The 20,095-nt window shown below is 67.9% G+C and carries 15 protein-coding genes; 5 read left to right on the top strand and 10 right to left on the bottom strand.

Features of this window, described 5'->3' with window-relative positions; all coding sequences use genetic code 11:
* Positions 1-137: 137 nt before the first annotated feature.
* A complete protein-coding gene (locus K9U41_RS04190) occupies positions 138-1,595 on the top strand; it encodes a PLP-dependent aminotransferase family protein (protein WP_282639601.1) in 1,458 nt (485 codons plus the stop codon).
* An 85-nt stretch (positions 1,596-1,680) separates the two neighbouring features.
* On the opposite strand, the gene K9U41_RS04185 is transcribed toward K9U41_RS04190, so the two are convergent.
* From K9U41_RS04185 to K9U41_RS04165, 5 genes are all read right to left on the bottom strand, one after another.
* Entirely contained in the window at positions 1,681-2,577 is an 897-nt protein-coding gene (locus tag K9U41_RS04185; RefSeq protein WP_282639600.1) for a MurR/RpiR family transcriptional regulator, read from the bottom strand.
* Between the two features lie 105 nt (positions 2,578-2,682).
* Positions 2,683-3,651 carry an ABC transporter substrate-binding protein gene (locus K9U41_RS04180; protein WP_282639599.1) on the bottom strand — a complete coding sequence of 323 codons (969 nt, stop codon included), beginning with the start codon at positions 3,649-3,651 and terminating at the stop codon, positions 2,683-2,685.
* A gap of 21 nt (positions 3,652-3,672) precedes the next feature.
* On the bottom strand, positions 3,673-4,722 hold the full coding sequence (locus K9U41_RS04175) for a FecCD family ABC transporter permease (RefSeq protein ID WP_282639598.1): 1,050 nt from the start codon (positions 4,720-4,722) through the stop codon (positions 3,673-3,675).
* A 22-nt stretch (positions 4,723-4,744) separates the two neighbouring features.
* Positions 4,745-5,809 (bottom strand): FecCD family ABC transporter permease, encoded by a 1,065-nt coding sequence (locus K9U41_RS04170; protein WP_282639597.1) that lies wholly within the window; start codon positions 5,807-5,809, stop codon positions 4,745-4,747.
* Positions 5,806-6,642, bottom strand: coding sequence for an ABC transporter ATP-binding protein (locus tag K9U41_RS04165; RefSeq protein ID WP_282639612.1), 837 nt, complete (start codon positions 6,640-6,642; stop codon positions 5,806-5,808). Before K9U41_RS04165 ends, K9U41_RS04170 begins: the two co-directional genes overlap by 4 nt.
* Before the next feature lie 600 nt (positions 6,643-7,242).
* Here K9U41_RS04165 and K9U41_RS04160 point away from each other — a divergent pair.
* On the top strand, positions 7,243-9,375 hold the full coding sequence (locus tag K9U41_RS04160) for a TonB-dependent siderophore receptor (RefSeq protein WP_282639596.1): 2,133 nt from the start codon (positions 7,243-7,245) through the stop codon (positions 9,373-9,375).
* 30 nt (positions 9,376-9,405) lie between these two features.
* Here K9U41_RS04160 and K9U41_RS04155 read toward each other — a convergent pair whose 3' ends face one another.
* The 3 genes from K9U41_RS04155 to K9U41_RS04145 all read right to left on the bottom strand — a co-directional run bounded on the left by K9U41_RS04155 (position 9,406) and on the right by K9U41_RS04145 (position 14,802).
* Positions 9,406-12,567, bottom strand: a complete 3,162-nt coding sequence (locus K9U41_RS04155; protein ID WP_282639595.1) for an efflux RND transporter permease subunit — start codon at positions 12,565-12,567, stop codon at positions 9,406-9,408.
* A gap of 3 nt (positions 12,568-12,570) precedes the next feature.
* On the bottom strand, positions 12,571-13,680 hold the full coding sequence (locus tag K9U41_RS04150; RefSeq protein ID WP_282639611.1) for an efflux RND transporter periplasmic adaptor subunit: 1,110 nt from the start codon (positions 13,678-13,680) through the stop codon (positions 12,571-12,573).
* Between the two features lie 333 nt (positions 13,681-14,013).
* Positions 14,014-14,802, bottom strand: a complete 789-nt coding sequence (locus tag K9U41_RS04145) for an FCD domain-containing protein (RefSeq protein ID WP_282639594.1) — start codon at positions 14,800-14,802, stop codon at positions 14,014-14,016.
* Between the two features lie 324 nt (positions 14,803-15,126).
* Here K9U41_RS04145 and K9U41_RS04140 point away from each other — a divergent pair, with 324 nt between their 5' ends.
* Positions 15,127-16,812 (top strand): L-lactate permease, encoded by a 1,686-nt coding sequence (locus K9U41_RS04140; protein ID WP_282639593.1) that lies wholly within the window; start codon positions 15,127-15,129, stop codon positions 16,810-16,812.
* A gap of 128 nt (positions 16,813-16,940) precedes the next feature.
* Here the strand turns inward: K9U41_RS04140 and K9U41_RS04135 are convergent, their stop codons facing one another.
* On the bottom strand, positions 16,941-18,050 hold the full coding sequence (locus K9U41_RS04135; RefSeq protein WP_282639592.1) for an AI-2E family transporter: 1,110 nt from the start codon (positions 18,048-18,050) through the stop codon (positions 16,941-16,943).
* Positions 18,051-18,221: 171 nt separating this feature from the next.
* Here K9U41_RS04135 and K9U41_RS04130 point away from each other — a divergent pair, with 171 nt between their 5' ends.
* On the top strand, positions 18,222-18,413 hold the full coding sequence (locus K9U41_RS04130; protein ID WP_282639591.1) for a hypothetical protein: 192 nt from the start codon (positions 18,222-18,224) through the stop codon (positions 18,411-18,413).
* Between the two features lie 194 nt (positions 18,414-18,607).
* Here K9U41_RS04130 and K9U41_RS04125 read toward each other — a convergent pair whose 3' ends face one another.
* Complete coding sequence (locus K9U41_RS04125) at positions 18,608-19,381, bottom strand: histidine phosphatase family protein (RefSeq protein ID WP_282639590.1); 774 nt, start codon at positions 19,379-19,381, stop codon at positions 18,608-18,610.
* Between the two features lie 210 nt (positions 19,382-19,591).
* On the opposite strand from K9U41_RS04125, the gene K9U41_RS04120 reads away from it, so the two are divergent.
* Positions 19,592-19,930: a hypothetical protein gene (locus K9U41_RS04120; RefSeq protein ID WP_012116316.1), complete on the top strand. Its 339-nt coding sequence runs from the start codon at positions 19,592-19,594 to the stop codon at positions 19,928-19,930.
* The last annotated feature ends 165 nt before the right edge of the window (positions 19,931-20,095 follow it).

Genomic DNA, 20,095 nt, shown 5'->3' with positions numbered 1-20,095 from the left:
CGGATGCAGGTGGCGTTTCGTCCCGGTCTCTTGTCCGGCCGCTCTATGGCGGTCCGTTGCTGCGACTTTCGGGCGCGGCCCCTGGCACGGCAAGGAACACTTTGCACCGAAAACGGGAAGGCCGTACCCTTCCCATCATGGGTACAGTTGACGACAAGCCCCCTCGGGAGGAGCCACTGTCGCGCGTCGCGGCCATCGTGCTTGCGGTGAGCGAACGCATCGATCGCGGCCAGCTGCGGCCGGGGGAGAAGCTGCCGTCCATCCGCTCGGCCTTGGCGGCGTTCGGCGTCTCGCGCAACACGCTGGTGGAGGCCTATGAGCGCCTGGCCGCGTCCGGCCGTGTGGAAGCGCGGGCCGGCTCCGGCTTCTATGTGCAGCGCACCCGCGCCCCGGCCCCTTCCCCCGCCGCTCCCGCCGTGGTGGAGGCGGTGGACAGCGTGTGGCTGCTGCGCGAGCAGCTGGAGCAGCATTATGACGTGCGCGTCGGCGACGGCCGTCCCCCGCCCTCCTGGATGGAGGGCTCGGAGGTGGGGCGTTATCTCAAGCCCATCAACCGTCCGGGAAGCCGGCCGTTTCCCGCAAGCTATGGCAGCCCGCTCGGCTTTCCCCTGCTGCGCGAGACCATCGCGACCCTGCTCGCCGAGCGGGCCATCGGCGTCGATCCCGCGCTTGTGTTGATGACGCAGGGCGCCAACCACGCCCTCGACCTCATCGTGCGGACCCTGGTGGAGCCGGGCGAGACGGTACTGGTGGATAGCCCCGGCTATTATCCCCTGTTCGGCAAGCTGCGCCTTGCCAAGGCTCGCACCATCGGCGTGCGCCGCAAGCCCGAAGGTCCGGACGTGGCCGAGCTTGAAGAGAAGGCCGCGGCGACCGGCGCGAAGATCTTCTTCACCCAGTCGCTGGCGCACAATCCCACCGGCTGCTCCCTCACCCCGGCGGTGGCCTACCGGGTGCTCCAGGTGGCGGCGCGGCATGATCTGCTGATTGTGGAAAGCGACCCCTTCGCCGACATCCTGCCCGCTGCCCGTCCGCGCCTTGCTGCCCTCGACCAGCTGGAGCGGGTGATCTATGTGGGCACGTTGGCCAAGACCCTCTCCGCCAGCCTGCGCTGCGGCTATGTGGTGGCATCCGCCGGGCTCATCGAGCGGCTGGGCGCGCTCAAGATGGTCACCAGCGTGAACAGTTCCGGCTATGTGGAACGCATCGTCAACGATCTGATCACATCGGGCCAGTACCGGCGGCACCTCAAGCGCCTGCGCGGCCGGGTGGATGCCGCCACCGCCAGCGCCCAGGCGACGCTGGGCCGGCTGGGGCTGCCCCTCTTCGGGCCGCCGGGCGGCGGCTTCTACCTGTGGTGCACCCTGCCCGACGGCATGGACGACAGCGCCCTGTCGCGACAGGCGGCGGAACGGGGCATCCTGCTGGCGCCCGGCGCGGTGTTCCATCCCGGGGCGGGGGCGCATCCGCCGGCCATGCGGATCAATGTCGCCTATGCGGACGACCCGCGCTTCGAGCGCTTCATGGCGGAGCGTCTTTTGGAGGAGCGTCTCCTGGCCGAGCGTCTCCTGGCGGAGCGCCTGGGCGGTGGCTGAGGCCGCTTCCCCGGTCCTTGGTCAAGTCCGCGCGGCGTTTGAGCGAAACCCTCTCGGCACCGGTTGAAGACCGGGGCCGCTGGTATCACGTGCCGCCGCGCGGGGGCCGGCGGATGTCCTCGTAGAGCGTGTGCAGGCGCTCCAGCGACTTCAGCGACCGGTCCGGCTCGGTGGCGGCAAGGCCGATGACCAGCATTTCCAGACACATGAGCACCAGGCCGTGGAGCGGCACCGTCTCCGACTTGCCGCGCGGCACGTGGATCACCACCTGCGCCTGCCGGCCGAAGGCGGGCGAGGCCGAGCCGGACAGCAGGACCATGGGCACGTCGAGCCGGCGCGCCTCCTCCAGCGTGGCGACACCCTCGCGATGGGCGCTGGCCTGGCCCATCATCACCAGCACGTCGCCGCGCCGCATGGCAAGCAGCTGCTCGCCGAGGCCGATGCCGGTGCGGTTGAGGGCATAGGCGTGCCGCCCGTTGCGCATCAGCAGGCGGGCCGCATAGTCGGCGAGGATGGCCGAGGCACCGATGCCGAACAGGCCGATGCCGCTTGCCCCGCGCATCAATTCGATGGCGGCGGAGATGGCCCGCCGGTTCTCCGGCTTGGTCACTTCCGCGATGCCGATCATGTGGCCGTCGCGCACGAAGTCGATGGAGGCGTCGATGTCGCGCTCCAGCTCCTGCGTGGTGGAGGTCATCTTGTCCACGGACGAGATCACGGCCCCGAGATGCCCGGCCAGCGTGCGCTTGAGGTCTTTGAGCCCATCAAAGCCGAGGGCCTGCACGGCACGAATGACGGTGGCGTCGGAGGTCGCGGTCTCGGCCGCGATTTCCAGCGCCGACTGGCCCAGCACGGTGCGGCGGTTCTCGTTGATATAGTCGGCCACAACCTTGAGGCGCGGGGACAGGGTCGCGCCGCGCTGGCGCAGCCGCTCGCCGAACCGGTCCACCTTGCTCCTGCGACCTTGCGACGGCGTCGTCATCTCGCCCTTTGCTTTCTCCGGGAAAATAAGGATCGGCCATGCTGTTCCAAGCAGGGCCGTGGTTCAAGCCCGCGCGGCGCCGGTCGAAGACCGGAGCCGTTGGCCTCAGCGCGGAGCCGGCGGCTTCAACTCCTGCCGCAGCACCTGTGCCTGTACCACGGCCACGAGCAAGGAGAGCGCCGCATAGGTGTTGGAGATGGTTTCGTCGCGCGGCAGCAGCAGGTAGCGGCCCTCCCGGCAGGCCTTCATCAGGCGGCACCAGCCGGGCATCACCTGCTCCATGGCGGCGATCTCCACCGCCGGACCGTCGCCGAGGTCCGAGCGGAAGGTGCCGAAGAGGAAGTCGGCCTCAAGATCCGGCAGGCGCTCGGCGCTCACGTCCATGCGGCCGCCCTCGGGGATGGCTTCCACCAGCCTGGGGAAGCGGAAGCCGGCATCGCGCAGCACCCGCCCCAGCGCCCGGTCGGTGTGGAACACCGTGATCTTCCCCTGGTTGGCCTGGAAGCTCGCGACACTGATGCGGGAGGTGTCCACCAGCGCCCGCAATTGGGCGATCTGCGCCCCATAGCGCGCCTGGAGCTGGGCCAGGCGCGCCTGCGTGCCGGTGAGGGCGGCGAGCTTGCCGTAGATGGCGGCCGGCCCGCCCTTCAGGTGCTCGATGCTCACCGTGGGGGCGATGCGCTCCAGCTGGGAAAGGGGCGTGTCGCGGGTGGGCGAGGTGATGATGAGGTCGGGCTTCGCCGCCACCACCGCCTCCAGATCGATGGCATTGGCGCCGATGAAGGCGATGGGGGCTGTGTCGAAGTCCACCCCGGTCAAAAGTTTGCCGGCCCGCAGGAAGCGGGTGCCGTCCGGCCGCACCCGCCCGTGGCTCGCCACCGGCACCACGCCCAATTCGATCAGCGGCAAGGTGAGGTCGAGGTCGTGCAGGGAGACGATGCGCTGCGGGCGCGCGGGCACCTCCACCGTGCGGCCGAGATCGTCGGTGAAGGCACGCGTCTGCGCCACGGCTGGAGCAGCGCCGGTCAGAAGCAGGACCACGAGAAGACAGGCGAAGCGGAAGAGTGAGGGCATGTCCAAGGTCTCGTCGGGGGATCACAGCCGGTCGCGGCGCTGCCACAGCAGCAGGAGAAAGAGGGGCACGCCCGCCAGCGTCATCACCACTCCGGCCGGGATCTGGAGCGGCGCGAACAGCAGGCGGCCCGCCGTGTCGGCCGCCAGCACCAGCACTGCGCCGAGGAGCGCGCTGGCGGTGAGCACCGCCGCCTGCCCGCCACCCACCAGGAAGCGCGCCATATGTGGCGCCATCAGCCCGACGAAGCCGAGGCTGCCCACGCAGGACACCGCCGCCGCCGTCATCAGCACCGGCGCGGCAAGGCCCAGCGCCTTCATGGTCCTGAGCCGCACGCCGAGGCCCCGCGCCACGCCATCGCCCAGCAACGCCGCGTCGGCGTCGCGCGCGGTGGCGATCAGCACCAGCGCCCCGAGGCCGCTCCAGAAGGCCAGCGCCGGGATGAGGCTCCAGTCGGCGGCATGCAGGCTGCCGGCGAGCCAGACCAGGGCGGTCTCCACATCGTTGATGTCGGCCGTGGTGATGAAGACCAGCAGCCCCGCCGCCAGCAGCCACGACACGCCGATGCCCACCAGCACGAAGCGCACCCCCGACAGGTCGCGGGCGAGCGCGGTGACCACGAGCGCCACCGCGAGCCCGCCCGCCATGCCCACCGGCAGCCGCCACGCCGCATCCACCGCCGGAAAGGCGAGGATGAGCGCCAGCACGGCGACGCTGGCGCCTTCCTTCACCCCCACGAGGCCGGGATCGGCAAGGCCGTTGCGCGTCAGCGCCTGCATCGCGGCGCCCGACAGGCCCAGCGCCGCACCGGCGAGGAGGGCCATGAGGACGCGCGGCAGGCGGATCTGGTCCACCACCTGCACCGCCTCCGCCCGTGCTCCGCTCCGGGTGAGCGCTGTAAGCACTTCCGGCAGGGTCATGGGCAGGCTGCCGGACCCGAGGGCGAACAGGCCGGCGGCCAGGAGGGCCAGGAGCAGCGCCACCGAGATCCCTGCCGCGCGCGGGCGAAACCGCAGGGCGAGCGGGCCGGCGGCAAGGCGCCGATAGCCGGCGGCGCGGGCGGGCGAGGTCATCGTCCCCTCCGGCTTGCGTTTTTCATTTCCGCCTCCGGCTTGCGAGGGCAATGAAGACCGGCACGCCCACCAGCGCCGTCACCGCCCCGGTGGCCAGCTCGCGCGGGGCGAACAGCATGCGGGCGGCAAGGTCGGCCGCGATCAGCAGCACTGCCCCGGCCATGGCGCACAGGGGCAGGGCGAGACGCATGTCGCGGGCGCCGAGGCCGCGCACCGCATGGGGCACCACCAGCCCGACGAAGCCGATGGGGCCGGCGAGGGAGACGGCTGCCCCGCTCAGGAGACCCGCCGCCGCCAGCCCCGCCAGCCGGGTGCGGCCCACATGGACGCCGAGGCCCCGCGCCGCGCCATCGCCCAGCGCCAGCGCGTCGAGCCGGCCCGATAGCGCGAAGGCGAGGCCCATGCCGATGAGCGCCGGCACCAGCGCCGCCTGAAGCGCGCCATAGGACAGGCCGGAGAGGTCGCCGGCCAGCCAGAGCCGCACGGTGGCCAGCGTCTGGTCGTCCAGGATCAGTTGCGCCGAGGTGAGCGACGCGGCGAAGGCGGACAGGGCGACGCCGCACAGGGTCACCTTCATGGGCGTGAGCCCGGTGCGCCCCGCCGATGCGGTGGCGATGACGAGGCCCGACAGGGCCGCCGCCCCCAGCGCGGCAACCAGAGGCCGCGCGGCGAGCAGCGCCTCGGCCGGCAGCCATGTTCGCAGCCAGGGCGACAAGGTGAGCGTGGAGACCACGGCCAGCGCCGCCCCCGCGTTCAGCCCCAGAATATGGGGCTCCCCCAGGGGATTCCGGGTGATGCTCTGCAGCAGCGCCCCGGTGAGGCCAAGGCCGGCACCCACCAGCAGGCCGCACAGGAGGCGCAGCAGTCGCAGCTCCACCACCACCTTGTGGTCGAAGCTGTCGGGATCGAACGCCACCAGCGCCTCGATCACCGTGCCCGGCGTGATCGGCCGCGCGCCGGCGCCGAGATGGGCCACCGCGAGTGCCCCGAGGAGCGCCAGAAGCACCGCCGTCGCAGCGAGGGGGCGCGCGCGACGGGCGAAGCTGCGGGCGGGCATGGAGGCAGGCGCGGTCGGCGCGAGGGTCACGGCGTCGCCCCCGACACGGCGGCGAGCGGGATGAAGACCGGCTTGCCGGTAATCGGGTTTTCCACCGCCACCACCGCCACGCCGAACAAATCGGCGATCTGGGCGGGTGTGAGGCCGGCGCCGTCCTCGACCTTGGCGCGAATGCGCCCGTCCTTCAGGCACAGCACCGTGTCGGCATAGGCCAGGGCCATGTTCAGGTCGTGCAGGACGGCGACCACGGTGCGCCCGTGCTCGCGGGTGAGGCGGTGCAGCAGGTCCAGCACCTCCACCTGATAGCGCAGGTCGAGGAAGGTGGTGGGCTCGTCCAGCAGGATCACCCTGGTGTCCTGCGCCATGGCCATGGCGATCCAGCAACGCTGGCGCTGGCCGCCCGACAATGCCTCCACCGGGGTGCGGGCGAAATCCAGCGTGCCGGTGAGGCGCATGGCGGTCTCCACCGCCGCGTCATCCCGTTCGCTCCACTGGCTGAGAAATCCCTGGTGGGGGTAGCGGCCGCGGGAGACGAGATCGAACACGGTGAGCCCCTCCGGCACCAGCGGGCTCTGGGGCAGGATGCCGAGGTCGCGGGCCAGGGCGCGCGTGGGCAGATGGTGGATGGAGCGCCCGTCGAGATGGACCGCGCCGCCGAGCGGCTTCAGCAGCCGCGCCATGACCGACAACAGCGTGGACTTGCCCGAGCCGTTGGGCCCGATGAGCGCAGTCATCCGGCCGGCGCGCACCGAAAACGACACGTCATCCACCACGACCGTGTGGCCCCAGCCGGCTTTCAGGGAGTCGACTGCGAGCCGGGGCGCCGACCCGTCCGACCCGCCGTGGCCCCGCGCGGCCTCCACCGCCGGGTTGCGGCAGGGGCTGGCGGGTTCACGGATGGCGGTCTCGAACACTCGGGTCTTCCTTGAAGAGCCTTGCTCCGCGCCACGGCGGGGCGGTCAGGCGAGCCCATGGCCCGGGCCTCCGTCATGGGACTCAGTCGGTCACAGGGCTGTAGCAGTCAAACGGCGGCGTACAGAAAAATACGATAAACCTTTTTGATTATCGCCCTTTCAAATCCATGGCGCGATCAATTCAGGCTACTTTCAAATTATTCTATTTCTGAAATGACATTGTTCGTAACCAGACAATCCCCGCGTCACCACCATTCCTGGATGCGAATGTAGCCTATGTGCCAGTTCGCATCTTCAGTTTGTATCTGTTTTGAGGAATGATCAATCATCGTTCGCGGGACTATTAGATCATTTCCAGATTTTACTACTACAGCGATCACCCAAAACTCAGGGCTGGCGCCCGCCGCGGCGGGACCACGGCTTCAGGCCATCGCCCTGGGTAGCGGCCGGGCGATGGCGGGATCAGGTTTGGGGTAGGGTCAGATGTCTTCACATGCAGCGCAGCGGCTTTGCCGGCATCCTCTTCGTCGGCATCTCGCGGCTTCGGCCATGGGCCTCCTGCAGCTCACCGCCGCTTCCGGCCTCGCTTTCGCCCAGACGGCACCGCAGGCCGGGAAGCCGGCGCAGAACACCCAAGCGCAGGACAATACCGAGCTGCCCACCGTCCAGGTGCAGGCCGAGCATGGCGAAGGGGTGGTGGTGGGCTATCAGCCCGTCGCCACCTCCACCGCCACGCTCACGCAAATGCCGATCCTCGACATTCCGGCGGCGGTGAACGTGGTGACCCAGGAGGTCATCCTCGACCAGAACGCCCGCACCCTCGACCAGGTGCTGGCCAATATCAGCAACATCACCCAGGCCAACACGCTGGGCGGCACGCAGGACGCCTTCATCCGCCGCGGCTTCGGCGACAACCGCGACGGCGGCGTGCTGACCAACGGCCTGCGCACGGTGCTGCCGCGCAGCTTCAATGCCACCACCGACCGGGTGGAAGTGCTGAAGGGCCCGGCCTCCACCCTCTACGGCATCCAGGAGCCGGGCGGCATCATCAACGTCATCACCAAGCGGCCGCAGGAGACGTTCGGCGGCAGCCTGTCCGGCTCGCTCACCAGCTTCGGCGGCAGCTGGGGCGATTTCGACATCACCGGCCCCATCGCCGGGACGAATTTCGCCTACCGGCTCATCGGCGAGATGCAGGACACCAACTATTGGCGCAATTTCGGCGAGACCGAGCAGACCCTGATCTCCCCTGCCCTCGCATGGTATGGCGACAGCACGGCGGTGAACGTCTCCTACACCCACCGCGACTACGCCGTGCCGTTCGACCGCGGCACCATCTTCGATCTGGGGACCGGCAAGGCGGTGCCGGTGGACCGGCGCACGCGGTTTGACGAGAAATACAACGTCACCCAGGGCGATTCCGACCTGTTCCTCGCCAGCGTGGAACACGATTTCAACGACGCCTGGAAGCTCAAGGTGAACTACGCCTGGAGCCAGGACACCTATTCCGACAACCAGGCCCGGGTGATCGCCTATGAGCCCGCCACGGGCATCCTCACCCGCAGGTCCGATGCCACCCAGGGTTCCACCCAGACCGACAACAATGTGCGCGCCGATCTCAGCGGCCGCGCGGACATTGCCGGCTTCAGGAACGAGCTGCTGTTCGGCGTCGCCTACAACGACTACGACCTGCTGCGCACGGACATGCTCCGCTGCAAGAACCAGAAGGGCTTCAATATCTATGCCCCGGTCTATGGCGCGCTGCCCCTGTGCACCACCGTGTCGGCGGCGGACAGCGACCAGACCATCCAGCAGACGCTCTACAACGGCTACGCCCAGGACGCCTTCTACCTGACCGACCAGTGGATCCTGGTGGCCGGCGCCAGCTACCAATACTACACCCAGATGGCGGGCAAGGGCCGGCCCTTCAACCTGAACACCGATGCCGAGGGCGGCGCCTTCATGCCCCGGGCGGGCATCGTCTACAAGGCCACGGACAAGCTGTCCCTGTACGCCAATTATTCCACCTCCTTCATGCCGCAGAGTTCCATCGCCGACCATATCGGGGCGCTGGATCCCGAGACCGGCGTGTCCTACGAGGCGGGCGTGAAGTTCGAGCTGTTCAAGGGCCTCACCGGCACGGCAGCGCTCTTCAACATCGAGAAGGAGAACGTGCTTTACACCGAGGTCATCAATGGCGAGAGCTATGCCAAGACCGCCGGCAAGGTGCGCTCAAAGGGCCTGGAGTTCGACATCGCCGGCGCGGTGACCGACAAGATCAACATCATTGCCAGCTACGGCTATACCGATGCGGTGATCGTTGAAGACGTGCAATATGCCGGCAAGACCCCCGCCAACGTGGCGCGCCACACCTATTCCCTGTTCACCACCTATGATTTCGGCAAGGTGTGGGGCGACAACACCTTGAAGGTGGGCGGCGGCTTCCATGGCCGCAGCGCGGCGCCGGGGGTGCCGGCCAACACCTACTGGCTGCCCGCCTACGTGGTGTTCGACGCCATGGTGGCCTACACCATCGCCGCCGAGCGCCCGCTCACGGTGCAGATCAACGTGAAGAACCTGTTCGATACCACCTATTACACGTCGTCCCAGACCACCAACAATCTGGGCAACACCATCGGCGACCCGCTGGAAGCCACGCTCTCGGCGCGCATGACGTTCTGAGCGCGCGGGCCAAACCACCGCGCACCTGCCTCAGTCCGCGTGGGCGGCGGGGGCGTCGGGCGCCGGTTGCGCCTTCGGCCGTGTGCTGGGGCGCAGCTTCTCGCGGATGCCCTGGAACAGCACGTAGAGCGGCGGAATGACGAAGATGCCGAGGAAGGACGCGGCGATCATGCCGCCGAACACCGGCGTGCCCACGTTCTGCCGCGCCATCTGCGCCGCCCCCGTCGCCACCACCAGCGGATAGAGGCCGAGGATGAAGGCGAGCGACGTCATCATCACCGGACGGAACCTGAGGCGCGAGCCCTCGGTGGCGGCCTGCAGGAGATCCTCCCCGTGCTCGCGCCGCTCCTTGGCGAACTCGACGATGAGGATGCCGTTCTTGGCCGCGAGGCCGATGAGCACGATCATGCCGATCTGGCCGTAGAGGTCGAGGGTGAGCCGGCCGATGACGATGGCCGCGAACGCCCCCAGCATGCCCACGGTGACGGACAGCAGCACCGGCACCGGGATCGACCAGCTCTCATAGAGCGCCACCAGGAACAGGAAGGCGAACAGCACGGCGAAGGCGAGGATCATCCCGGTCTTGCCCTCCGCCCGCTTCTCCTGGAACGAGGTGTCCGTCCACGCGCCGGAGAAGCCCTGCGGCAGGGTTTTCGCCGCCACCTCGTCCATGGCCGCGAGCGCCTGTCCGGAGGAGACGCCTTCCGCCGGCGCGCCCTGCACCGTCACCGCCCGCTTGTTGTTGTAGCGGATCAGCGCCGGCGGGCCGACCTCCACCCGTACCTCCACGATGGAGCGCAGCGGGATCATCTCGCCTTTGTTGTTGCGCACATGGATGCGGTAGATGTCGTCGATGTCCTTTCGATCCTCCGCCTCGGCCTGCACCTGGACCTGCCAGGTGCGGCCGTAGAGGTTCATGTCGTTCACATAGAGCCCGCCGAGCGAGGTCTGGAGCGCCTGGAACACGCTGTCCAGCGGCACGCCGAGCACCTGGGCCTTGTCCCGGTCGATGTCGAGCTGGATCGAGGGATTGGACGCGGAATAGGTGGAGAAGACGCGGGCCAGGCGCGGGTCCTGGTTGGCCGCCACCAGCAGGCCGCGCAGCACCTGCGCCAGCGCCTTCGGGTCCCCGGCCCGCAGGTCCTGCAGCACGAAGCTGAAGCCGCCGCCGGTGCCGAGGCCGACGATGGGCGGCGGCGCCAGCGGTACCACCGTGCCGCCGGAGATGCCGCGCATCTTCGGTCCGAGCCGGGAGAGGATGGCGGCGGTGCCGTTCTCCGCGCCGTGCCGTTCCTCGAACGGCTTCAGCGTGACGACGATGAAGGCGGCGTTGGGCTGGGAATAGTTGTCGATGAAGTTGAGGCCGATGACGGAGGTGAAATCCTCCACCGTGTGCTCTTCCTTCAACAACGCCTCGGCCTTGCGGATCACCTCCGTGGTGCGGCCCACGGACGCGCCGCCGGGCAGTTGCACCACCACGAAGAAGGCGCCCTGGTCGTCCTCGGGCAGGAAGCCGGTGGGGGTCATCTTCGACAGGGCGAAGATGCCGCCGGAGGCCACGAACACGCACACCAGCCCGATGAGCGAGAAGCGCACGATGCGCGCCACCGCCGCGCCATAGGCATCGCGCACCTTGTCGATGCCGCGCATGACATAGCCGATGGGTCCCTTCTTCGGCCCATGGGCGGGCTTCAGCAGGATGGCGCAGAGCGCGGGCGAGAGGGTGAGTGCGTTGATGGCCGACAGGAACATGGCCACCGCCACCGTCACCGCGAACTGGCGGAACAGCTCGCCGGAGATGCCGGGAATGAAGGCGACCGGCACGAACACGGAGAGCAGCACGAGAGTGATGGCGATGATGGGCGCGGTGATTTCCGCCATGGCCCGCTTCGTGGCCTCGGCGGGGGAAAGCTCGGGATGCTCCTCCATCATGCGCTCGACGTTCTCCACCACCACGATGGCGTCATCCACCACGATGCCGATGGCGAGCACGATGGCCAGCAGCGACACCGAGTTCGCCGAATAGCCGATGGCATTGAGCACGATGAAGGTGCCGATGAGGCTCACCGGCACCGCCAGCGTCGGGATCAAAGTGGCCCGGAAGCTGCCGAGAAAGAGGTAGACCACGATCACCACGAGGATGAACGCCTCGATCAGCGTCTTCTGCACCTCGTGGATGGTCTCGACCACGAAGGAGGTGGGGTCGTAGGTGACCTTCCAGGCGAGGTCCTCGGGGAAGGCCTTCGACAGCTCACCCATGCGCGTGCGGATGGCGTTGATCGTGGTGATGGCGTTGGCGCCGGGCGACTGGTAGAGCGCCAGCACCGCCGCCGGGCCGCCGTTGAACAGGGTTTCGCGGTCGAGGTTGGCCGCACCCAGCTCCAGTCGCGCCACGTCGCCGAGGCGCAGCACCGAGCCGTCCTCATTGGTGCGCAGGACGATCTTCTCGAAGTCCTCCATGCTGGACAGCCGGCCCTTGGTGCGCAGGTTCAGCTGCAGCTGCTGGTCGTCGGAGACGGGCCGCGCGCCGATGCGGCCCACCGCCGCCTGGATGTTCTGGGCGCGGATGGCGCCGACGATGTCCTCGGTGGTGAGGCCGAGGCCGGTGAGGCGATCGGTCTTCACCCAGGCGCGGACGGCATAGTCCTGCGGCCCCCAGAGGGAGGCGTCGCCCACGCCCGGAATGCTTTTCAGCTCGTCGAGGATGTTGATGGTGACGTAATTGGAGATATAGAGCGGGTCCCAGGTCCCCTTCGGCGAAGAAATGGCCAGCACGCCGAGCAGCGCCGACGACTTCTTCTTCACCACCACGCCCTGGCGCTTCACATCGTCCGGCAGCTTGGACAGCGCCACCTGGACACGGTTGTTCATGTTGACGGTGTTGATGTCCGGATCGGTGCCGAGTTCAAACGAGCCGGTGAGCGAATAGCTTCCGTCGTCGCCGGACACGCTCTTCATGTAGATGAGCTTGTCCACGCCCACCACCTGCGCCTCGATGGGCTGGGCGATGGTGGAATCCACCACTTCGGCGGAGGCGCCGGGATAGGCGGTGGTCACCGACACCTGCGGCGGGATGATATCGGGATACTGCGCCACCGGAATGGCCAGCAGCGAGAGCAGGCCGGCGATCACCGTGACGATGGCGATGACGATGGCGAGCCGCGGACGGTCGACGAAGACGGAAGAGAGCATGGCTCAGCCTTTCAGGCCGATGGCCGTCGGGGTCGCTCGTACTGCTATTCCGGGCTTCAGGCTCTCGAAGCCCTCCACGATCACCGGTTCGCCGGCCTTTACCCCGTCGGTGACGATGATGTTCGGCCCCTGGGTGCCGCCGGTCTTCACCCGGCGCACCACCGCCTTGCCGTTCTCCACCACGAACACATAGATGCCGGCCTGGTCGGCGATCAGCGCCGCCTGCGGGATCACCACCCGCTCCTCCGGTGTCCCGGCCTTCAGCTCCACGCGGACCAACTGGCCGTCCACCAGCTTGCCGGCGGGGTTGGGCACATCGGCGCGCAGGATCATGGTGTCGGTGGTGCGATTGACCGAGACGTCGACGAAATTCACCCGCCCCACCTCGCCATAGACCGTGCCGTCGGCGAACTTGATGCGCACCTCCACGCTGGCGAGGTCCATCTTCCCCTCGTCCTTCTGCGCTTCCAGATAGTCGCGCTGGCTCACCGGGAAGGTGACGTACATGGGGTCCTGGCTCACCACGGTGGCGAGCACGCCGCTGTCCGGCCCCACGATGTGGCCGCGGGTGACCGCCGAGCGGCCGATGCGGCCGGTGATGGGCGAGACGATGTCGGTGTAGCCGAGATTGATCTTGGTGGTGTTGAGCGCCGCCTCGGCCGACAGCAGGGCACCGGTGGAGGATTCCTCGTTCGCCACCGCCTGGTCGCGGGCCACCACCGTGCCGGCATTCTTGGCGACCAGTTCCTCGGCCCGCTCGCGCTGGATCTTGGCGAGGCTGAGGGCGGCCTTGGCCCGCTCCACGTCGCCTTCCGCCTGCTGCACGTCGGCCTGGAACAGGGGCTTCTCGATGCGATAGAGCGGCGCGCCCTCTTTCACCGTCTCGCCTTCCTTGAACAGGACGGCTTCCAGCATGCCCTTCACCCGGGCCCGGATCTCCACCCGTTCCGGCGCCTCCACGCGACCGACGAACTCCATGGCGTCGGAGACGGGCTTGAGTTCAGCGGGAACGACGCCCACCGGAATGCCGCCTTCCTGCGCCCGCGCAACGGACGAGGAGAGGAGGCCGAGCAACAGCAGCGAAGCGATGCGGACGGCACGGGCGCGCGACATATTGGTCATCCCCAAATACCTTCTGGCATTCCAGTCCGATCTTCCGATGCCACGGTCCCGTCGCGCATCTGCCCTGCATGAAAAGAAAAGGCGAGCACTGCGGAAGCGTTATCAGCCGCGAAAACAACCGGTACCGGGTGGCAATTCCCTCATCTTACTTATTGGCGGTATTTAACTACGGTACTGGGACGGATCGAGGGACCATATCCCCGATTCGCCATTTTGGGGAGTGCTCCAGGGGGATGATGCCGCCGCCCTTCACAAGGCAGCGTTCACAAGATCGGTGTCGCGATCGGTTGCAGGATGTTTTGAGCGACAAAGGATCCCGGGGGCTCAGCCGCGCGGCTTGCCCGCGCGTGAGGCAATGCCGCCGCCCTCGATGCGGCGCAGGGAGATTTCGAGGCGCGCATCGGCGGCCGCAATCTCTGCGATGACGCGTTGGGTGTAGCTCATATGCGCCTCGGCGCAGCGGCCGGCGGCGTCCGGGTCGCGCGCCATGATGGCCTCGTAGATGGCCCGGTGCTGATCGCGCAGCACATCGCGCACCTCCGGCCGGGCATAGAGCTTTTCCCGGTTGTGGAAGATGCCCTTGCGCAGCATGCCCGACAGCGCGCGCATGATGTGCAGCAGAACCAGATTGTGGCTCGCCTCGTAGACGGCGAGGTGCAGGTCCACGTCGGCTTCCGCCTCGTGGCCCGCATCGGCCTCGCCGTGGGCGCTGTCGATGCGCTCCATGGCTTCCCGCAGGATGGCGCGGTCCACGTCGTTGGCGCGGGTGGCGGCGAGGGTCGCGGCCATGCGTTCGAGGGTGGTGCGCAGTTCAAGATAATCGTCCGTCACCGCCTCGCCGGACGACAGGAGATTGATCAGCGGGTCGGTGAAGCTGGTTCCCAGCGGCGCCACCACCCGGCTGCCGTTGGTATCGGCGACGAGCAGGCCCTTGTCCTCGAGCATCTTCATGCCCTGCCGCAAGGTGGGGCGCGAGACGTTGAGCCGCACCGCCATCTCCCGTTCCGGAAGCAGCGGCTCGCCCGGGCGCAATGCACCCTCCACGATCAGTTCCTCGATGTGGCGCGCGGTGCTCTCGGCGGCGCTGGCGCCCTTGATGCCGTCCTTGGTCATCCTGCCCATCTGTTCTGCCGCTTGAGGAGAATCAAGAGTTTAGCGGCCTTCTTGCGATTTGAACTGATTTTAGCCGGCGCCCTGCGACGGTGAAAGAGATTTCTCCAGTTGACACGCATGGTCAAAGTATTTTACCGAAATGGCACTACTGGTTCGTTAGAAGACCAGAATACTATATCCGGAGGAAAAGATTGACCGCGGCCCGTCCGGGGTCGTTCACCATATTCACATACCTATAAACACCGCTCAGAGGCAGCAAAGAAGGCACGGGCCGCACCGCGGACCCGAACGCCCCGGCTTGCCCTGAGGCTGGAGGGGCACCCGATGATCTGGTCTCAAGTCTATGACCCCATGGGCAGCATGCTGCTGTCCACGTTGCTCGCGGCCGTACCGGTCGTGGTCCTGCTCGGCGCCATCGGCATCTTCGAGATGCGCGCCCATCTGGCGGCACTGCTGGGCCTTGCCAGCGCGCTGGTGGTGGCCGTGCTGGCCTTCGGCATGCCGGTGCAGATGGCCGGGATGTCCGCGCTCTACGGCGCCGGCTTCGGGTTGATGCCCATCGGCTGGATCATCCTCAACGTCATCTTCCTCTACCAGCTCACCAGCGAGAAAGGGGAGTTCGACGTTCTCCAGCGCTCCATCCGGGGCATCTCGGACGACCGGCGCATCCAGCTGCTGTTCATCGCCTTCTCGTTCGGCGCCTTCTTCGAGGGCGCGGCGGGCTTCGGCACCCCGGTGGCGGTCACCGCCGTCATGCTGATCGGCCTCGGCTTTTCGCCCCTCGCCGCGTCCGGCCTCTCGCTCATCGCCAATACCGCGCCGGTGGCCTACGGCGCCCTGGGCACGCCGGTGATCGCGCTCGCCGCCGTCACCGGGCTTGATTTGCACCAGCTGTCCGGCATGATCGGCCGTCAGCTGCCGTTCTTCTCCCTCATCGTGCCGTTCTGGCTGATCTGGGCCTTCGTCGGCTTCCGCAAGATGCTGGAAGTGTGGCCGGCGCTGCTGGTGGCGGGCGTATCGTTCGCGGTGCCGCAGTATCTCGTCTCCAACTTCCACGGTCCCTGGCTCGTGGACGTGGTGGCGGCCATCTCCTCCATGGCCTTCCTCGCCCTGTTCCTGCGGGTGTGGCAGCCCAAGCGCCCCATGACGGAAGCGCCCCGCGACTGGTCCTCCAAGGACCTCGAGGACACCGGCCACATGCCCGCCGCCGAGGCCCAGAAGCCCGGTGCGGTGTTCAAGGCCTGGCTGCCCTGGATCATCCTCTCCGTCTTCGTGTTCATCTGGGGCGTGCCCGAGGCCAAGGCGTTCTTCGACAGCATCTGGGTGGCCAGGTTCCCGGTGGAAGGCCTGCACCAGCTGGTGCAGAAGGTGCCCCCGGTGGTGGCCGCGCCCCATACCGAGGCGGCGGTGTTCAGCCTCAACCTCGTCTCCGCCACCGGCACCGGAATCCTGCTCTCCGGTATCGTCTCCGGCCTCGTGCTCGGCTACAGCCCGGCCGGCCTCGTGAGGATGTACGGCAAGACGCTGTACATGATCCGCTACTCGCTGCTCACCATCGCCTGCATGCTGGCGCTCGGCTTCGTCATCCGCTATTCGGGCCTCGATGCCACGCTGGGCCTCGCCTTCGCCCATACCGGCTGGTTCTATCCGCTGTTCGGCACCCTGCTCGGCTGGGTCGGCGTGGCGGTGACCGGCTCGGACACCGCGTCCAACGTGCTGTTCGGCGGCCTGCAGAAGATCACCGCGCAGCAGCTCCATCTCAACCCGGTGCTGATGGCCGCGGCCAACTCCTCCGGCGGCGTGATGGGCAAGATGATCGACGCCCAGTCCATCGTCGTCGCCTCCACCGCCACCAAGTGGTACGGGCACGAGGGCTCCATCCTGCGCTACGTGTTCTTCCACTCCATCGCGCTAGCGGTGCTGGTGGGCTTGCTGATCATGGCCCAGGCCTATCTGCCGCCCTTCACCAGCATGGTCCCGACCGTGATCGTGCCGGGAGCGGCGCACTGACCCCTTGAGTGTCCGCCGGCGCGTCCATCGCGCCGGCGGAAACGGTGCGCAGACAAAGCCGCCGGCCTCTGGACTCAAGGAAAGAGAAAGCGTTGGCCGATCGGCTTGCAGGCCAATCGGCGCGGGCTCTAAAGGCGCTCGACCTCACCCCCCTCGACGCCGCCGCCGTGGGGGGCCGCCTGCAGCCAGGCGAGCACCAGCGTATAACCCAGCGCCAGCACCACCGGCCCGACGAACAGGCCGAGCACGCCGGAGGTGAGCAGCCCGCCGATGGCGCCGATGAACACCACCAGCATGGGCACATCCACCCCGCGCGCCAGCATCAGCGGCCGCAGCACGTGCTCGATCAGCGAGACGCCGGTGCACCACACCGCGAACACCACGGCGGGCACGGGCTCGAGAATGGTGAAGGCGTAGATGACCACCGGCAGCAGCACCAGCACCAGCGGCAGCTGCACGATGGCGATGATCAGGCACAACAGCGCCAGCAGTCCCGCGGCCGGGATATCCGCCGCCAGGAAGCCCAGGCCGGCGAGCAGTGCCTGGATGAGGGCGACGCCGATGATGCCCTTGGTGACGCTGCGGATGGTGCGCACCGCGAGATCCGCATAGCTGCGTCCGCCTTCGCCCGCGAGCCGGATGGCGACATCGCCGGCGATCCTCTGTCCGCTCGCCGCATTGGCCATGAGGGCCGCCGCCACGAAGATGGCGATGATGAATTCGAGGAAGCCCACCAGCACGTCCGACACGCCCGAGACCATGGAGCGCCCCATGGAGGTCAGCTCCGGGGTGATCGAGGCGAAGGCCTGGTCGAGATTGGTGGAGGCCAGCAGCCAGAAGCGGTGGATGGGATCCCCCACCACGATCCAGCTGCGCACCGATTCCGGCGGCGGCGGCACGCGCAGGGTGCCGTCGGCGAGATGGTGGGCCAGAAGCTTGAGGCTCGCGATCAGCGTGTCGGCGAGGAGATAGGCCGGCAGCACCAGCAGCGCGAGGGCCAGCAGCACATAGAGCGTGGCCGCGACGGCGGTGCGGCCATGGACCGCGGCCCTGAGGCGAATGAACAGCGGATGGGACGCAATGGCGATGATGAGCCCCCAGAGGATGGGGGTGAGGAACGGCTTCATGATGGTGAAGCACCAGATGAACAGCAGCGCCAGCGTCCCGAACCGGAGCGCCAGCCGGAGCAGGGGTTCGAAGGTCTCCGGGCTGTCCAGCCGCGCGCGCATCTCGTCCATCTCGCCCTCCCCTCCCCCGATCCCGATCAGTGGTGGCCCTGCAGAAGGCGGTGGTCAAGCCGCCGATCCGCCGGCTCTGGCCGGCCAATTGCATTGGAGGGACCGGGCGGCGGGCGCGCGTATTGCGCCTGTGCCCCGTGAAGCAAATACAGCGCAGGCGAGGATCGCAGCATGTCGGACCATAAGGTCACCGTGGATAAACTGCCGAATGGCAAGTGGGCCTGTTTCCTGCACGTGCCGGGACACGATGAGCCCATCAATCTGGGCCGGGAATTCAAGAACGACGAGCAGGCGGAAAACTGGTTGAACGTGTCGGAATCCACCACCGCCATTGATATGATGATCCGCAAGTACAAGAAATAAGCCGGCAATAAACAAGCCCGGACTGTCGCGGACCAGACAGGTGCGGAGGCCGACACGGTCGGTATCCGACGGTCTTCGCACGCCGCGTCGCGCCCGGCTCCGCTCCCGATCCCGCTCTGGCACTTTGTTCCAGGCACGTTATCCAGGCGCCCTTCCGGAGCCCCGGGTTGCGGTCGCAGACGGTGCGAAGATGCTCAGGTACAGCCGGCGCGTGAGGCGGGCGCACCGGCCTCACGCTTGCCCCAGTCGTTGTGCGGGATATGGGCGAACGGCGGCCCGAACACCTGCTTCACCATGGCGAAGGCGGACGGCTGGCCGGTCTGCGCATCGAAATCGATGATCCAGAAATAGTCGTAGGTATCGCCCGGCCATGTGTCTGGAACGCCCGCGAGCCGGTCGAGGCGCAGCAGGTCATAGAGGGTGACCCGCTCCGCCGGTTCGCTCACATCCTTGGCCGCGTCGCGGGCCGCAGCCATGCGATCGCGATCCAGGTCGGTCTTGGCAATGTGATCGTGCTCCCAGTCCACCACCAGGGTCTGCCCGGCCCATTCGGGCTTGGTGAGCATGTCGCGCACCGCTTCGCGCGTGCGCGCGCCGAGCCGCTTGGCGCTCAGGTGGAAGCCGTCGCCCCGCGGCTCCGGCATGGCGCTGTAGAAGGTGACCGGCATCTCCCAGCTCTGGGCCACGGGGGAGATGGTATCCAGCGTGTGCATGGAGATGGCGAGGATCGCCTTCGGTGTTTCCCCCGGCCGGAACAGGGAGTTCTGCGCGTTGCGCCCGAGATAATAGGCGGCCAGCGCGCGGGCCCGCTCCATTCCGAGCGGGCAGAGCTGCCAGGGGCCGGCCTTCTCGCCATGCCGCAGCAGGATGATGCGGGCCGGCGCCGCCTGGGCCTCGAAGGCGGGAAGCGTGCTGGCCGCAAGGATGATCCCGGCGAGGAGCCGGGCCGCCATGTGCAGGGACCGCATCGGTGTTGACCTCCGCACCGGGCGGGCCGCACCGGGCGCGCCATTCGAGCCTGGCTGCGAAGATGCCGTGCCGCCGCGCCGGGGGCAATTGTCTTTGGCGCCCCCTCGCTGCCATGGTGGTGGCGCCAGCACACCCCTTCACACCCCGCCGGGAACGTGCTTCAAGGCGGCAGCCGGCGGGTTTCGTTCGGCGGGATGCGGGACGGTATCATGGCGCATGTGAGCTGGGGAGCGAACGGCACCGCGGGAGCGATGCTGCTGGCGATTATGGCGGCGGCGGCCGTGCAGGCTTCGGCACAGACCTATTCGTCCGGCCAGCGGATCCAGGTGTCGCCCCGTGTCATCCAGCTGCCGGTCATTCCCCAGGGCAATTATCTCGATCCCGGTCCCGGCCCGGCCATCCGCCCCGACGTGAAGATCGGCAACGACCGCAACAACGACTACGTGTTCCCGCCGGACCTGTCGGGCGGCTACGGTTCCGGTCCGCCCGGCGACCCCACCGTCAACGGCCAGTGGAGCCCCCTCGACGGCGACACCCCGAGCTTCTGACGCGCCCGGCCCTTGCGGGCGGTGCCATCCCATTCCAGAGTTTTTTTGCGCATGGCCGGGCTCGTCCCGGCCATTTGCGTTTCGGCGGCACTGCCTGGAATACCCAGGCACCACACGGCGCACAAAAGAAAACGGCGGGGCCAGGCCCCGCCGTTCGCATTGAGA

The sequence above is a fragment of the Xanthobacter autotrophicus genome (assembly GCF_029991245.1).
GTDB lineage: Bacteria > Pseudomonadota > Alphaproteobacteria > Rhizobiales > Xanthobacteraceae > Xanthobacter > Xanthobacter autotrophicus_C.
This window is presented reverse-complemented; position numbering and strand designations above follow the sequence as displayed.

Bases quoted from the DNA above. Each gene is read 5' to 3' on its own strand.
- K9U41_RS04190 (WP_282639601.1), top strand. From the start codon at position 138: ATGGGTACAGTTGACGACAAGCCCCCTCGGGAGGAGCCACTGTCGCGC.
- K9U41_RS04185 (WP_282639600.1), bottom strand. From the start codon at position 2,577: ATGACGACGCCGTCGCAAGGTCGCAGGAGCAAGGTGGACCGGTTCGGC.
- K9U41_RS04180 (WP_282639599.1), bottom strand. From the start codon at position 3,651: ATGCCCTCACTCTTCCGCTTCGCCTGTCTTCTCGTGGTCCTGCTTCTG.
- K9U41_RS04175 (WP_282639598.1), bottom strand. From the start codon at position 4,722: ATGACCTCGCCCGCCCGCGCCGCCGGCTATCGGCGCCTTGCCGCCGGC.
- K9U41_RS04160 (WP_282639596.1), top strand. From the start codon at position 7,243: ATGGGCCTCCTGCAGCTCACCGCCGCTTCCGGCCTCGCTTTCGCCCAG.
- K9U41_RS04155 (WP_282639595.1), bottom strand. From the start codon at position 12,567: ATGCTCTCTTCCGTCTTCGTCGACCGTCCGCGGCTCGCCATCGTCATC.
- K9U41_RS04150 (WP_282639611.1), bottom strand. From the start codon at position 13,680: ATGTCGCGCGCCCGTGCCGTCCGCATCGCTTCGCTGCTGTTGCTCGGC.
- K9U41_RS04145 (WP_282639594.1), bottom strand. From the start codon at position 14,802: ATGACCAAGGACGGCATCAAGGGCGCCAGCGCCGCCGAGAGCACCGCG.
- K9U41_RS04140 (WP_282639593.1), top strand. From the start codon at position 15,127: ATGATCTGGTCTCAAGTCTATGACCCCATGGGCAGCATGCTGCTGTCC.
- K9U41_RS04135 (WP_282639592.1), bottom strand. From the start codon at position 18,050: ATGGACGAGATGCGCGCGCGGCTGGACAGCCCGGAGACCTTCGAACCC.
- K9U41_RS04130 (WP_282639591.1), top strand. From the start codon at position 18,222: ATGTCGGACCATAAGGTCACCGTGGATAAACTGCCGAATGGCAAGTGG.
- K9U41_RS04125 (WP_282639590.1), bottom strand. From the start codon at position 19,381: ATGCGGTCCCTGCACATGGCGGCCCGGCTCCTCGCCGGGATCATCCTT.
- K9U41_RS04120 (WP_012116316.1), top strand. From the start codon at position 19,592: ATGGCGCATGTGAGCTGGGGAGCGAACGGCACCGCGGGAGCGATGCTG.